This is a genomic window from Microbulbifer variabilis ATCC 700307, assembly GCF_000380565.1.
Classification (GTDB): Bacteria; Pseudomonadota; Gammaproteobacteria; order Pseudomonadales; family Cellvibrionaceae; genus Microbulbifer; species Microbulbifer variabilis.
The window spans coordinates 168,212-183,363 of sequence record NZ_AQYJ01000023.1 but is presented as its reverse complement, the minus strand read 5'-3'; the positions used below and the strand labels follow the sequence as shown (position 1 = coordinate 183,363).

Genomic DNA, 15,152 nt, shown 5'->3' with positions numbered 1-15,152 from the left:
TTTCTTTTCGTCAACTCGTAATCTTACTAGCAGCTTCCTCCCCACAAGACCTCCCAGTGTTGCAGTTGCCATTCGCTAGTAGTTGGCATTTAATGGAACCTATTGAATGGTGATCTTCCCACAGGGGACTTTCACCCCAGTATTCGACGTCCATGCTGGGCGTACCAAGTGTCGGCAATACGCCGCTACGCGGCTGGACTCGCAACAAGTTGCTCGCCATTGTAGCGGGCGTTATGTGTCTTAGGGGAAATAAATGCTAAGGAAATTTTTATCAGGAATTGTTTTCGGTGCAGGTTTTACTGTAGCAGCTTTATCTTTATATACGGCTTGGATGTTTTACGTAATACCTCCATTAATTACTGAAAACTTCGATACCGAGATGACTATTACAGAAGTTCCCTCCATAGAAAAAAAGAAATATATTAATACTCCAAATTTCCATGAGTTATCAGTGGATGAGATGATCGAAAAGGCTACTGTAATCCTTACTGTGAGATATGAGCCTGGTGAAGATGGTAATTATAAAAGTGTGGTTGAAGACATCTTGAAACAAGAAAATGGAGTTGACTTGTATTATAGAGTTGGTGAAGTGTATGAAGAAAATACTCATCACAAAATGTCAGACGATTTCACTCCAAAGAAAGCGGTTGTATTCATGCAGGGTAATCCTGCAAGTATGAGATATTCAACCACATATAGTGGTGAAAGAATCAGAGGGCTCGGTGGTATTTCTTTAGCCTTGCTTAAAGAAAAGTGCAGCAATACATAAATCGGGCAGCCGGTAGTTTTTAGCTACCGGCCCCCACACCAACCATCATGCAGGCCCGCAATTGGCGGTTCCCTATCCGCAATGAATATCTACCCAACGATAGTTTCGAACAGCTATTCAATTGAGTTCAGTGTCATAGCAGTGCGCTACCTCAACTTTATCCGAATGGAAACATATCCGTAGGCTAGCCCTGTCTTTTAACTCATAGATTTTCGGTTCAGGCCTTCACCGTATCCAAGGTATTAATTTTAGCATTTGGCTACTATGCCGTCAGCTGACTTCTGTTTAATCACCTTGGTCATTACTGATCGAGGCGCTGCTGTGTTTCACCCTTTTCTTCTATCCCCGCTATCGTGGCTAGCGGATTGGACCTACTTATGAGTCAGCGACCACGCTGACAACTTCACCGCAGCAAACTAAACAGATCTCCCCAAATAAGAGCGTGACATTCCACTACATAACTGCATCATTGACTCTACCCTCTAGATCACCCGGCTTCGGCGTCCTTGGCCACCGCATCCCCTGGCTAAATCTTATAGGATGTTTCTGTTCGTCAGCTCGTTGTCTTGCTAGCTGCTTCCTCCTCACAAGAAGTGGCAGTGTTGCAGTTGCCATTCGCTGGTAGTTAGCATTTAATGGAACCCATTAAATGGTGATCTTCCTAGTGTGAACTTTCACCCCATTGGTCCACGCCCATGCTGGGCGCACCAAAAAAAGGAAAGGCGACGCATAAATACGCGCTTGCTTTAAGCGTTATGTGAATCTTAGATAAATATGAAAAAAGCACTTTTTTTAGTTTTGATAGTTGGTGGAATTTGGAAATTTTACAACCACTCACCTGAGGTGTCGTTTGGGCCTGGTGTAATGGCACCTGAGCTACCGCAGCAGGATAAAATTGACTCGATTTTTAGTTTCAGTTTTGGAAAATACAATATTACGGAAATTGCAGAATTTAGAATTAAAGCAAAAGTACTATCAAAGAAAAACTATCATACTGGTCGAGAAGCAGAGCTTTCACCTACTGATTTAGTATTAGGTTGGGGGAATATGTCTGATGAGAGTATCCTAGAAAAAATTGAGATATCACAATCACGTCGATTTTATTGGTGGCGGGTAGACTCATTTCCAATACCTAGAAGAGAAATTGAAACCCATAGTGCGAATATGCACCTCATTCCTGGTAACGATGCTATAGAAGGCCTCATTGATGAAATTCGTAAGGGGGATATTATAGAAATATCAGGGAGTTTGGTAAACGTAAAATCTACCACCGATAATTGGTATTGGAAAAGTTCACAAACTCGTGAAGATACTGGAAAAGGAGCTTGTGAATTAATTTATGTTAAGAAGATTAACATAAATACTATTTAGTTTTGCATGTTTCATCATTTAAATCAGGTAGCCGTCAGTTTCTAGCTACCGGCCCCACACCACCCCTCTTGCGGGCCCGCAATGGGCGGCTCCCTGTCCGTAATGAATCTCTACACAACGATAGTGTCGAACATCTCTTCGTTTGAGTTGAGTGTCATGGCAGTGCGCTACCTCAATTTTATCCGACTGGAAACATATCGGTAAGCTAGCCCAGTCTTTTTAACTTGTGGATTTTAGGTTCAGGCCTTCACCATGTCCAAGGTATTAATCTTGGCATTTGGCCACTATGCCGTCGGCTGACTTCTGCTTAATAACCTTGATCACTACTGATTGAGGCGCTGCTGTGTTCCACCACTTGATTTCTACCCACGCGATGGTCGCTAGCGCGATTGAGCCTATTTATGAGTCAGAGGCCACGCTGACAACTTCACAGCAGAAGGCTAAGCCTTATAGGATTTTCCTGTTCGTCGGCTCGTAGTTTTACTTGCGGCTTTCTCTCCACAAGACCTCGCAGTATTGCAGTTGCCATTCGCTAATAGTTAGCATTTAATGGACCCATTAAACTGTAATCTTCCTACAAGGGACTTTCAGCCCATTAATTCACGCCCATGCTGGGCCTACCAAGTTACGACACAATCGCCCACAAAAAGCGCGGGCTGAACTCGCTACACTACGTTTCGCTCGCCTGCGTGCAAAGCGTTAGCCGTTGAATACACGGAGGTATGATGAGGGACAGAAACCAAGCATTAGTCTTCATCGTCTCAGTGCTTGCAATTAGTTGGAGCTTTGAGGCGTTCATCATCACCAGCGGGGGTGTCAGGAACTTCGGCCCTCTCTGGATAGTCGCCCTGATGTGCATCCCTGGTGCTCTTTCCATAGTGCTGAGACTCATCCTGAAATCTGGATATGAAGATGTCAGCTTTCGGATCGGAAAGGGATGCTACTACGTCTATGCCGTCGCAATTCCATTCCTATTAGTATTGCTAACGGGTCTGGTATCTGCAGCCCTCGATATCCGGCAATTCTCGCTGGTGTCATTGGAACAGCTGATCCTACTCAGCCCTGTTCTTCTGTCTGTCTTAGTGCTTGGCCTGATCGGCGCATTTGGGGAAGAACTCGGATGGCGCGGATTCCTGTTGCCAAAGTTAATAGGTGGTGGTGTTAAGAACCCCTATCTCGTCAGCGGACTTGTATGGGCGTCCTGGCATCTTCCACTCATTGCTTACGGAGGTTTCTACCAGACAGATTATACGTTGCTCATGGCGTTGATCTATAGCCTCGGTGTTATCGCCATGAGTTTTGTATTTAGCGAGCTCAGAATGCGCTCCGGATCAGTCTGGGTTGCCGCCATCGCCCACGCTGCTCACAACTTCTTCTTCCAGTTCGCGGCTCCTGTACTGCTTTTAACGGAACCGGGTTCGCGCTCACAGCTGTGGGATATGGTGGCCAGCGACACTGGCTTGTGTATCGCAGTGTTCTACGCTATCGCGTACCTCGTTTTTCGCCATACCGTTCGACGAAGCAGGGCTTTCGAGAGGCGTTATGGCTCTTAGTATCAAAAAATTAATTATCGTGGTAGCTATGTTTTTGTTGTCGGGCTGTTATCCCATTAACAAGACATTACAGCCAGCATCAATGATTACAGTTCAAAACGAATCAGGTGAGCCGCTACAGGATGCGACTGTTACGCTTGTCTCAAATGCATATCCTTACGGGTTCGAAAAAACAAGAATGAGTATAGATACTAACTATAAAGGAGAGGCAGTATTTCCCAAAATCAAGGAATGGAGAGTTGAAGCACTAATGATTCATGGTGCAGAGGTATATTTCTGGAATTGGTGTGTATATAAAGAGGGGTATTTCACATATCTTACCAAGAATGGTAGTTCGAAAGATTTTAATAGAAACGCCACTATTACAATGTTGCCAGGTGCGTCTGAGCCTTGCCCAAGGGAGTTTAACTAGTGGTTAGCATAACAAAGCCAGCCAGAGCGGCAGCCAAACCGCTACGTGCTTCGTCTACCCCTGCTAGCCGTGTTAGGACACTTTAAAGAAATCTAAATATTTTTAAAAAAATAGATGTTATACCTCAATTTCCTTCGTTAACTCCAGATGATATTTTGGACGTTAGTAATCGTCTTAAAGAAAGATTTGGATACAAAAAATTTCCAAGGGAATATGGCGATTTTCTACAAGAAACAAACGGCTGTTTATTTCGCCTAATGATGAAGACTTGGAAATTGGAATCCAGCTTAAAACTGATTTGCCATTCATACAAAAGGCAAATGTGGCTGGCATTTTTGGCGTTTGGTATGACCGCTTTGACGGTAATGAATCTTCAAATTTAAACTGGCCAGAACTGTTTGCCTCTAATGAAAACTCTAAAGAAAACTTTGATGTTCTTCCTGACAATATGATGTCTTTTGCATATAAGGAAGAATCATTTGGTAGTCTCTTTGCAATATCCACTGACCAAAGAGATTTTGGTCAGGTCTATTACTATTATGACAACTATATGTATTCGATAGTTGGACGTAAATTTATGCTAGAGAAGTATGGCTACTGTTACTACGACCAGAAACTGTTAAATACTCTAGAAAAATATGGCTTTGATCGAGGCCAAGTAAAGAAAACTAATGAATTAGCTCAATTTGAACCAATTCAAGTCATAAACAATTTAGAAAGTTTGCCTGAAGATTGCGAATTCGAACTGTTGAGAAATGAATTTATTCCGGTGGCAAATTCCTTTAATGACTTTATGGCCAAACTAACAGAGGTTGAGCTGTGAAAGCCCTAAATCGGGTAGTCGGTAGTTTCTAGCTACCGATCCCCACACCACCCATTGTGCGAGCCAGCAATGGACAGCTCCCTATCCGTAATGAATCTCCATCCAACGATAGTGTCGAGCAGGTCTTCATATGAGTTGAGTATCATGGCAGTGCGCTACTACCGAGTCAGCGGCCACGCTGGCAACTTCACCGCAGCAAACTAAACAGATCTCCCCAAATAAGAGCGTGACATTCCACTACATAACTGCATCATTGACTCTACCCGCTAGATCACCCGACTTCGGTGTCCTTGGCCACTGCACCTCCAAGCTAAGCCTTAGAAGATGTTTCTGTTCGTCAGCTCATAGTCTTGCTAGCAGCCTCCTCCCTACAAGAGCGCGCGGTGTTGCAGTTGCCATTCGCTAGTAGTTAGCATTAAATGTTGATCTTCCTACAGGGGACTTTCGCCCCATTAGTTTACGCCCATGCTGGGCGTACCAAGTAAAGACAGCATCGCCCCTTCGGGCCTGGATCTCACTACGCTCGGCCGCTGTTGGTGACGTTAGATTTTCTACTCATCGGAGATAGGGAATGTCAACGAGAGAGATCTCCAACTATTATGACTCGACAGAACATAGTGATACTCGAGAAGATTTAATTTTTGCTCTTAGCGAAGTAAAAGGAAGAAAGATTGCTGTTGATTGTGGCTGTGGAGCAGGATCAGATATAGCTTATTTACGCAGTAATGATTTCACAGTTCATGCCTTTGATATCGAGAATGAATCCATATCTAGATGTCGTAAACGATTCAAAGATGATGAGCAGGTTATTCTATCCAGGGATAGTTTTAATACTTTCAATTATCCTGAGTCCTCACTGGTAGTTGCTGATGCTAGTCTTTTCTTTTGTCCTGAAAAAGATTTTGAGTCAGTTTGGTTGAAAATAACTAACTCTTTGCTAGAAGGCGGGATCTTTTGCGGTTCATTCCTAGGGCCAAAAGATACAATGGCTGGGCCTGAGTATGATAAGGAAGCATTTTGGAGTGATACTCTGGTTATGAATGAATCGAAGATAAGAAAACGCTTCAGTAACTTTGAGCTATTAAAGTGGACTGAACATGACCTTTCAGGAGAAACTACAGATGGTACACCGCATCATTGGCATATATTCTCCATCGTAGCGAGAAAAAAATCTAAATCGGGTAGCCGGTAGTTTCTGGCTACCGTCCCTCATACTACCCATCATACGTGTCCACCATGGGCAGTTTCCTACCCGTAATACATCTCTGCCCAACGATAGCCTTGAGCAGTTCTTCATTTGATTTAAGTGTCATGGCAGTGCGCTACTTCAACTTTATCAGACTGGAAACATATCGGTAGGCTAGCCCTGTCTTTTAACGCGTGGATTTTGGGTTTAGGCCTTCACCATGATCAAGGTATTCATCTTGGCATTTGGCTACTATGCCATCGGCTGACTTCTGTTTAATCGCCTTGATCATTACTGACCGAGGCGCTGCTATATCTCACCACTTATGTCTATCCCCGCGATGGTGGCTATCAGGTTAGGCCTAGTTATGAGTCAGCGGCCATACTGACAGCTTCATAGCGGCAAGTTAAGCAGATCCCCCAGATAAGAACGTAAACTTTCACTACACAACTGCATCATTGACTCTACCCGTTAGGCCACATGGCTTCGGTGTCCTGGGCCACCGCACCTCCTGGCTAAACCTTATAGGATGTTTCTGTTCGTCAGCTCGTAGTTTTACTAGCGGCTTCCTCTGTGGTGGGCGATATGGAACTGCTGGTGCCTATGGCCGGCCTGATTGATGTCAAAGCTGAAAGCACACACTTGCAAAAAGAGATCGAAAAATTATCCAAGGATCTCCCTCGCGTCGAAAGCAAGCTCAATAACCCGAAGTTTGTCGAAAAGCACCGGTTGAAGTTGTCGGCAAGGAAAAAGATAAACTCACCCACATGAAAAGTGCCCAGGAGCGCCTACAGCAGCAGCTGATGGAAATGAGTATCCTTTGATCCAAAGGTGGGAGTTACATTAATCCCTACAATGCATTAAACATCTGGCTAGCGGGCTCAGCCCTCTTTTTATTGCCCAATTTTCGTAAAATTCCACCTGACGCTTATTTTTACAGAATCACCTTTCATAAGAACGGGGTGCATAAGAATTAAAAGTTCCTTGGCCGTACTGGCGCTTGGTGGCGCAACGATTTATAAACAGTGAACGATCAGTTATATGTATGGGCCCATAATAGAAGCGCCCAAGATATAGCCATAAACAGAGAATAAGAACATCTTATTCAATCAGCTTTCATTTTGCCTGAAAGCATCCCCATTCAATATTTTTGCGCTGTAAATTTCGTCGCAGTATCAGTGGTTAACCCGGGCTCAGGCCCAGAAGAAAATCGGGGAGAAATACGTTGAACTATCCAGAAGAGTTCAACCCGGAAGTATGGCCACTAATAGTTTACTGCCTGGCCGTGCTTGCATTAATCGTATTGATGCTGGGACTTTCCTATTTCCTTGGCCAGAAGCGCAGAGACCCCGCCACCGACGAGCCCTTTGAATCCGGCATTATTTCTCAAGGTAGTGCCCGATTACGTATTTCTGTTGCCTATTATCTGGTTGCCATTTTATTCATCGTATTCGACCTGGAAGCTATCTATCTGTTTAGCTGGTCTATTGCATTTTATGAAACAGGACTACTTGGATTTATCGAAGCCACCGTGTTTATTGTGATCTTGCTGGTGGGCCTGATATACCTCTGGCGACTGGGTGCGCTGGAATGGGGTGGCCATCAAAAGAGCCTGATTGATCGCGAAAATCATCAATAAGCACTCATAGGAATATGCTATGCGTTGGCAGTTAAGCAAAGCCCAAGATGTAATTGCCGCCGATTCTTCTCAAACGGAAAACGGTGCAATAGCCGAAGATCTAAAGAAAAATATCTTGCTTGCAAAACTGGAAGAGCTTGTCGCTTGGGGTCGTTCAAACTCACTGTGGCCATTTAATTTTGGGCTCTCCTGTTGCTATGTGGAAATGGCTACCGCATTTACCAGCCGTCATGATATTTCTCGCTTCGGCGCAGAAGTTATTCGCGCTACACCCCGTCAAGCTGATCTTATTGTGATTTCCGGAACTGTATTCTTGAAAATGGCTCCGGTAGTGCAGCGCCTGTACGAACAGATGATTGAACCTCGGTGGGTTATCTCCATGGGTTCCTGCGCCAACTCCGGTGGAATGTACGATATTTATAGCGTTGTACAGGGTGTGGATAAATTCCTTCCGGTAGATGTGTATGTACCGGGCTGTCCACCCCGACCAGAAGCTCTGCTACAGGGACTTACTCTTTTACAAAAATCAGTTGCCGCAGAGAGACGCAGCTTTAGCTGGGTGGTGGATGAGCAGGGTACGAGGAAAATCCCCAAACAAAGCCAACGTGACCTGCACCGTGAGGAGCGCATGCGCGCAGATGTTTTGCGCTCACCAGATACTGTATAGCCACACTGTTGCCGCTGACAGACAACACAATAACAACGGAATGCCCGATGACAGGCGTCATAGCAAAAAGTGTCCACAGCGAGACTCCCTATAGCAAAGAAGCCCGGGCTTTCTTGCAAGACCTGAACCGTGAATATCAACGGCATAATTATTGGCTGCAACCTGACAGCAATGACATGCCCACGCTGTGGGTCGATACCGAATCCCTAATACCGCTATTAAGCTTTCTCAAACAGGATATTTCCCGCCCCTTTGCCATGCTGTACGATCTTAGCGCTATTGATGAGCGCTTGCGGGTTAATCGTGGGGAGGGTCCGGAAAAGCAACCAGCCAGTGATTTCACCCTTATTTACCAGCTGCTTTCTTTTAGCCGTAACTTGTTTATTCGTATTAAGATCGCACTCCCTGAGTCTCATTTGTCTGCGCCATCGATTACCAGTATCTGGGAAAACGCTAATTGGTATGAACGGGAAGTATGGGACCTTTTCGGAATCCACTTTAACGGCCACCCGCACTTGCAGCGTATTATGATGCCGACAACCTGGAAAGGTCACCCATTACGGAAAGATCATCACGCTCGCGCTACAGAGGTGGACCCCTTCTCATTATCCGAGGAGAAGGAGCGTCGTGAGCAGGAAGCCCTGCTGTTTCGCCCGGAAGATTGGGGGATGGCTCGCCACAATGAGGATTCAGAGTTTATGTTCCTCAACCTGGGGCCAAACCATCCCAGTGTCCACGGCGTTTTCCGCGTAGCATTGCAACTAGACGGCGAACAAATCGTGGATTCCGTGCCGGATATTGGTTATCACCATCGCGGTGCGGAGAAAATGGCGGAGCGCCAGGCTTGGCACACTTATGTGCCATACACAGACCGCATCGATTACCTAGGTGGGGTTATGAATAACCTGCCCTACGTATTGGCCCTTGAGCAACTGGCTGGAATTCAGGTTCCCGAACGTGCCCAGGTCATTCGGGTAATGATGTGCGAATTTTTCCGCATCTCCAGCCATTTGGTATTTTTCGGCACATTCGCCCAGGACGTGGGACAGATGTCTCCCGTCTTTTATATGTTCATTGATCGTGAAAAATTATTTGGCATCGTAGAAGCAATCACTGGCGGGCGCATGCACCCGGCCTGGTTCCGCATTGGTGGTGTTGCACAGGATTTACCTGAAGGCTGGGACAAGATGGTGCGGGAATTTCTCGACTATATGCCCGCACGTCTGCGCGACTACGATGGCATGGTTATCAAGAATAAATTGTTACAACGTCGCTCCAGGGGCATCGGCGTCTACAATACCGCAGAAGCCATGGAATGGGGTGTCACCGGGCCAGGCTTGCGCGCTACAGGTCTGGAGTGGGATCTGCGTAAAAAAAGACCCTACAGCGGCTACGATCAATTCGAATTTGATATTCCCACTTACGATGGCGGGGATTGTTTTGATCGCTGCCGGGTACGAGTGGATGAAATGTGGCAGAGCCTGAGAATAATTCGCCAGTGCCTGGAGAATATGCCCTCAGGGCCCTATAAATCCGATCATCCCTTGACCACGCCCCCTCGCAAAGGGCGCACCATGCAGGATATCGAGACTCTTATCCAGCATTTTGTTAATAACAGCTGGGGGCCAGTCATGCCTGCCGGGGAAGTATGTTTCCCAATAGAAGCGACGAAAGGGCTAAATAGTTACCAAATTATCAGTGACGGCGGCACTACGTCATATCGCACCAGAATTCGCACCCCCTCATTTCCGCATCTACAGATGATTCCACTGATGTCTAGGGGGCTGCTAATTGCCGACTTGATCGCAATTATTGCCAGTATTGATTTTGTTATGGCTGATGTAGATAGGTAAATAATAAATACGCGGCCTCAGGTCGCATCGCAGCGGAGGAGACCAGTGCGTAGGAAATTTCTATTCGCCAGTGCCACAGTGTTCATGTGCAACACAGGTGAATCACATATGCCTCCGCGATTTCGCCTGAGGATGCATATATGTCCAGCTTACTAGAACCGGAACTAATCGAAGTAATGGAGCATAGCAACAGGGATTCAGACAAATTTTCCGGGCCTCTCACAGCCGAGGAAAAAGAGGAAATTGATCGGGAGGCTTCTCACTACGAGAACAAATCCTCTGTGGGGCTGGAGGCCCTGAGAATTGTACAAAAGCATCGCCGCTGGATTTCTGACGATACTATCCAGGCTATCTCCAATTACTTGGATATCCCCGTTGCTGAGCTGGAAAGTGTAGCTACCTATTTTCAACTTATTTTCCGCCAGCCTGTGGGAAAGGAAGTTATCTATCTTTGTAAGAGCGCAAGTTGCTGGGTTATGGGCTGTGACCGTCTGCAAAAACACATTACTGAAACCCTGGCTATAGAACCGGGACAAACTTCCGCAGATGGTATCTTCACTTTATTGGAAACGCCTTGCCTGGGGGATTGCGACAAAGCACCGGTTCTGATGCTGGGTGAAGAAATGCACCGTAATCTCGATGAATCGGCCATCGACGATCTCATTGATAAAAAGAAAAAATACCATGCTGACAAATCCCCTGACTAAAAATGTCACCGACCAAAATGTCGCCGCGGATCTTGGACGCTACCTGGAAAATGGCGGCTATAGGGGTTGGCGTAAAGCTCACACCATGGCCCCGGATAAAATTATTGAGCAAGTAAAGGATGGTGGGCTTCGCGGCCGTGGAGGCGCGGGATTTAATACGGGCCTGAAATGGAGTTTCGTTCCCAGGGGTGAAGGATCTCCCGAACAAAAATTTATTGTCTGCAATGCAGATGAGATGGAACCTGGCACCTTCAAGGACCGCCTGCTTATGGAGCGCGATCCTCACCTGCTTTTGGAAGGTATGGCAATAGCCGCCTATGCCATAGGTGCTTCTATTGGTTACATCTTTATTCGCGGTGAATACCATTTAGCTGCCGAGCGCCTGGAAAACGCGATCGCAGAAGCCAGGGAGCAAGGTTTTCTTGGCAGTAATATTTTTGATAGCAAATTTAGCCTGGAAATCTTCGTACACCGCAGTGCGGGTAATTACATCTGTGGCGAAGAAACCGCATTGCTAAATGCGTTGGAAGGACGCCGTGCTATTCCTAGAGCAAAGCCGCCTTTCCCCCAGGTGAGCGGACTGTGGGGTAAACCCACAGTGGTCAATAATGTGGAGACCTTCTGCAATATCCCCCACCTGATTGAGCTTGGAGTTGACTGGTACCGAGGCCTAGGGCGCGGAGAGGACGCTGGCAGCAAGGTTTTCGGGGTCAGCGGTAAAGTAAACAACCCCGGCACATGGGAGCTTCCAATGGGCACTCCTATCCGGGAAATAATCGAGAAACATGCTGGTGGCATGCAGGATGGACTGGAGTTAAGGGGGTTCCTGCCCGGCGGTGGCTCTACGGACTTTCTGGGGCCTGAGCATCTGGACCTACCGATGGATTATGACGTCATCGGTAAAGCCGGAAGCCGTATGGGTACAGGCACAATCATTGTTCTGGACAATCAGACTTGTCCTGTGGGATTGGTACTGAACCTCTCCCAGTTCTTTGCCCGTGAATCTTGCGGCTGGTGTACCCCCTGTCGGGATGGCCTGCCCTGGGTTGTAAAAATACTGCAACGAATAGAGGACGGCGAAGGTTTACCGGAAGACTTAGATCTGCTGCGCGAGCAGTGCCAGCGTATTGGCCCCGGTAAGACATTTTGCGCTCTTGCTCCAGGGGCTGCCGAACCACTGCAAAGTGCATTGAAACTATTCGAGCAGGATTTTATCGACCACATAGAAAACCATTGCTGCCCCTATGAATAAATTCAATTTATATCATCAGCAGAGGCCACTATCAGATCAGTAATTGAATTGATATCGATACAACAATAATGGACTAGCGATGCCAACCATCACTATTGACGGTGAAAAATACCAAGTCGACGGTGAGCAGAACCTGCTCAGCACCTGCCTGACACTGGGGCTCAATGTGCCGTATTTTTGTTGGCACCCGGAAATGGGTTCAGTGGGCGCTTGCCGGCAATGCGCCATGATGGAATATAAAGATAGTGAAGACCAGCATGGCCGCCTGATTATGAGTTGTATGACACCTATCCGTGACGGCGGTATTTATAGCGTCAAGGATGAGGTAGCGGAGGAGTTTCGTGGCAGTATTATCGAAGACCTGATGACCAACCACCCACACGATTGCCCGGTCTGTGAAGAGGGAGGAGAGTGCCATCTCCAGGACATGACAGAAATGTCTGGCCATACCATGCGACGTTACCGGGGCACCAAGCGCACCCATCGCAACCAATATCTGGGCCCTTTTATTAACCATGAAATGAATCGCTGTATAACCTGTTATCGCTGTGTCAGGTTTTACAATGATTATGCCGGTGGAGAAGACCTACAAGCACTTGGAAGAAATCACCAGGTCTATTTCGGCCGCCAGGAAGAGGGAAGGCTTGAAAATGGCTTCAGCGGAAATTTAGTCGAGGTCTGCCCAACTGGCGTATTTACCGACAAAACCTTCAGCTCACACTTTGTGCGCAAGTGGGATTTGCAGACAGCTCCATCTGTTTGTGAGCATTGTGCTGTGGGCTGTAACACTGCACCGGGAGCCAGGGAATCCGGCAACAGTAATGAGCCGATATTGAGACGGATCACCAACCTTTATCACCACGATATCAATGGCTATTTCCTTTGTGACCGGGGGCGCTTTGGCTACGAATATATTAACAGTGCCACTCGTATCCAAAATGTGCTCTCTGTTCGCCAAGAGGACGTAATCAGTTCTACGGCGGAAAAAGGCGACCGTATGCATCGGGAAATAAACCCTCAAGAGGCGGTCCTCCATTTGGCGGAACAAATAGCAATGGCCAATCAAGGTAAGAGAAACCTGATTGGAATTGGATCTCCACGCACTTCTTTGGAAAATAACTACGCACTGCGAAAACTGGTAGGTTCTGGTAATTTTTACTCAGGCCTGAGTCAAAAAGATCAGGAACTTCTGCATCTGGTGAGCACCATCCAGCAAGATGATCGAATTCAAAGCCCCTCTACACCGGAAATTGAGAATGCCGATGCGATACTGATTCTCGGTGAGGATATATACAATACCGCACCACGTATTTCCTTAGCTGTTCGCCAGGCCGCACGCAATCGGCAGAAACAGCAAGCAAAATCACTGAAAATTCCACTGTGGCAAGATTCCTCTGTAAGGCAACTGGAGGGAGATTACAGTCCGATTATTTTTGCTGGAACAGAGTTGAGTAATTTAGAGAAAATAACCTCTAATACATTATTTGAATCACCTGAAAAAGTTGCTTCATTCGCCTGTAACCTCGCCTTGGCAATTTCTGATCCCACAAGCCTGTCTCCAGACCTTGAACCATCACTACTTGAATTGATTACTCATACAGCGGGAATACTTCGCGGTTCCAGTAAGCCATTAATCATCTCGGGAACATCGAGTAAACACGCTGATACACTCAAAAGCGTAGCCCAAGTTGCCACTGTGTTAAGTGATTACAAAAAACAACCTACCATGCTCTATTTGGCCTGCGATGAGGTCAACAGTTTAGGACTTATCCAATTTTTTAATGATGGAAAAGGGAATCTTGACGAGTTGCTCGAACGCCTGAAAAAAAATACTGACAATCAAATCCCTACATCCCTGATGATTCTTGAGAATGACCTCTATCGACGCCTGGATAAGAAGTCCCTCGAGCAATTACTTTCACAAGCTGACGAAATTATCCTGCTGGATACTCTTCTTAACCCTACTTCCAAGCGCGCAGACTGGATTTTTCCAGCTTCGGTAACTGCGGAATCCCAGGGTACATTTATCAATAATAACGGATTGGCCCAGCGCTTCTATGCTGTCTACGAGGGCAAGGGATTTATCCAGGAAAGCTGGCGCTGGCTGATGGATGCGGTAAATTTCTGTACAGAGAAACCCGCTAACCTGTCAGCGATTGCCGAATGGCAGCACAGCACAGACCTCAGCGATGCTATTGCACGGGAATTTCCGGTACTTAAGGCTCTCGACTCGCTCGGGCCCGATGAAGATTTCCGTATTGATGGCCTAAAAGTAGCGCGCCAAAGCGCCCGCTACAGTGGACGCACAGCAATACACGCGGAGAAACAGGTTTCAGAGAATCCTCCACTTCAGGACCCTGATGCTCCGATGAGTTTCAGCATGGAGGGAATCCACAATCCCAACAGATCCCCGCTGCAAGCCAATATCTGGTCGCCCGGGTGGAACTCCAACCAATCGATATTCAAGTTCCAAGAGGAGGTTGGTGGTGAACGCAGAGGCGGCCCCTCGGGCATCAGGATTGAACGGCCTCAGCGGGTTATGCCGGAATGGCCCGCACCTAGCACACCTCCAGAAGTGGCTGCTGATCCCAGCCATGTACAAATGTTACCGCTATATCGGCTATTTGGTTCCGAAGAGCTTAGTAACCAGGCAATGGGTATTTCCGAGGTCATTGAGGCGCCTTTTGTAATGGTTAACCATATAGATGCTAAAGCCTTCGACATTCATCAACGGGAATTGATTGAATTGGAGACCAGCTGCGGGACATACCGTGCAGAAGTCCGTATAAGCCCCACAATTCCCTCTGGCACTGTGGGTATACCGTATGGTTTGCCAGATTTTGAAACCTTATCTCCTCTCCTACCTGGATACGCGTCACTACGGCCGGCAGAAGCCCCCGCAATAACCGAGGACTGATTG

Annotated in this window: 12 protein-coding genes and 1 pseudogene; all 13 read left to right on the top strand. The window is 46.8% G+C overall.

Annotated elements, in window-relative coordinates; genetic code table 11:
- Positions 1-253: 253 nt before the first annotated feature.
- The 13 genes and pseudogenes from G367_RS0106020 to nuoG all read left to right on the top strand — a co-directional run bounded on the left by G367_RS0106020 (position 254) and on the right by nuoG (position 15,149).
- Positions 254-769 carry a hypothetical protein gene (locus G367_RS0106020; RefSeq protein ID WP_020412211.1) on the top strand — a complete coding sequence of 172 codons (516 nt, stop codon included), beginning with the start codon at positions 254-256 and terminating at the stop codon, positions 767-769.
- A gap of 774 nt (positions 770-1,543) precedes the next feature.
- The gene (locus G367_RS0106015; protein WP_020412210.1) at positions 1,544-2,140 is read left to right on the top strand and encodes a hypothetical protein; all 597 of its coding nucleotides are present in this window, start codon (positions 1,544-1,546) and stop codon (positions 2,138-2,140) included.
- A gap of 722 nt (positions 2,141-2,862) precedes the next feature.
- Positions 2,863-3,693 (top strand): CPBP family intramembrane glutamic endopeptidase, encoded by an 831-nt coding sequence (locus tag G367_RS0106010; RefSeq protein ID WP_083922684.1) that lies wholly within the window; start codon positions 2,863-2,865, stop codon positions 3,691-3,693.
- The gene (locus G367_RS23230) at positions 3,683-4,105 is read left to right on the top strand and encodes a hypothetical protein (protein ID WP_020412208.1); all 423 of its coding nucleotides are present in this window, start codon (positions 3,683-3,685) and stop codon (positions 4,103-4,105) included. Before G367_RS0106010 ends, G367_RS23230 begins: the two co-directional genes overlap by 11 nt.
- A 268-nt stretch (positions 4,106-4,373) precedes the next feature.
- Positions 4,374-4,928, top strand: a complete 555-nt coding sequence (locus G367_RS0106000; protein WP_020412207.1) for a hypothetical protein — start codon at positions 4,374-4,376, stop codon at positions 4,926-4,928.
- 571 nt (positions 4,929-5,499) lie between these two features.
- Positions 5,500-6,120 (top strand): class I SAM-dependent methyltransferase, encoded by a 621-nt coding sequence (locus G367_RS0105995; RefSeq protein ID WP_020412206.1) that lies wholly within the window; start codon positions 5,500-5,502, stop codon positions 6,118-6,120.
- A 579-nt stretch (positions 6,121-6,699) separates the two neighbouring features.
- A pseudogene (locus G367_RS0105990) lies at positions 6,700-6,938 on the top strand (hypothetical protein).
- Between the two features lie 401 nt (positions 6,939-7,339).
- Positions 7,340-7,753, top strand: coding sequence for an NADH-quinone oxidoreductase subunit A (ndhC, locus tag G367_RS0105985; protein ID WP_020412205.1), 414 nt, complete (start codon positions 7,340-7,342; stop codon positions 7,751-7,753).
- Between the two features lie 19 nt (positions 7,754-7,772).
- The gene (locus G367_RS0105980) at positions 7,773-8,420 is read left to right on the top strand and encodes a NuoB/complex I 20 kDa subunit family protein (protein ID WP_020412204.1); all 648 of its coding nucleotides are present in this window, start codon (positions 7,773-7,775) and stop codon (positions 8,418-8,420) included.
- 47 nt (positions 8,421-8,467) lie between these two features.
- A complete protein-coding gene (gene nuoC / locus G367_RS0105975) occupies positions 8,468-10,273 on the top strand; it encodes an NADH-quinone oxidoreductase subunit C/D (protein ID WP_020412203.1) in 1,806 nt (601 codons plus the stop codon).
- A gap of 140 nt (positions 10,274-10,413) precedes the next feature.
- A complete protein-coding gene (gene nuoE / locus G367_RS0105970) occupies positions 10,414-10,980 on the top strand; it encodes an NADH-quinone oxidoreductase subunit NuoE (protein ID WP_020412202.1) in 567 nt (188 codons plus the stop codon).
- Positions 10,958-12,232, top strand: a complete 1,275-nt coding sequence (nuoF, locus tag G367_RS0105965) for an NADH-quinone oxidoreductase subunit NuoF (RefSeq protein WP_020412201.1) — start codon at positions 10,958-10,960, stop codon at positions 12,230-12,232. Before nuoE ends, nuoF begins: the two co-directional genes overlap by 23 nt.
- Before the next feature lie 79 nt (positions 12,233-12,311).
- Entirely contained in the window at positions 12,312-15,149 is a 2,838-nt protein-coding gene (gene nuoG, locus G367_RS23225) for an NADH-quinone oxidoreductase subunit NuoG (protein ID WP_020412200.1), read from the top strand.
- Positions 15,150-15,152: the final 3 nt, after the last annotated feature.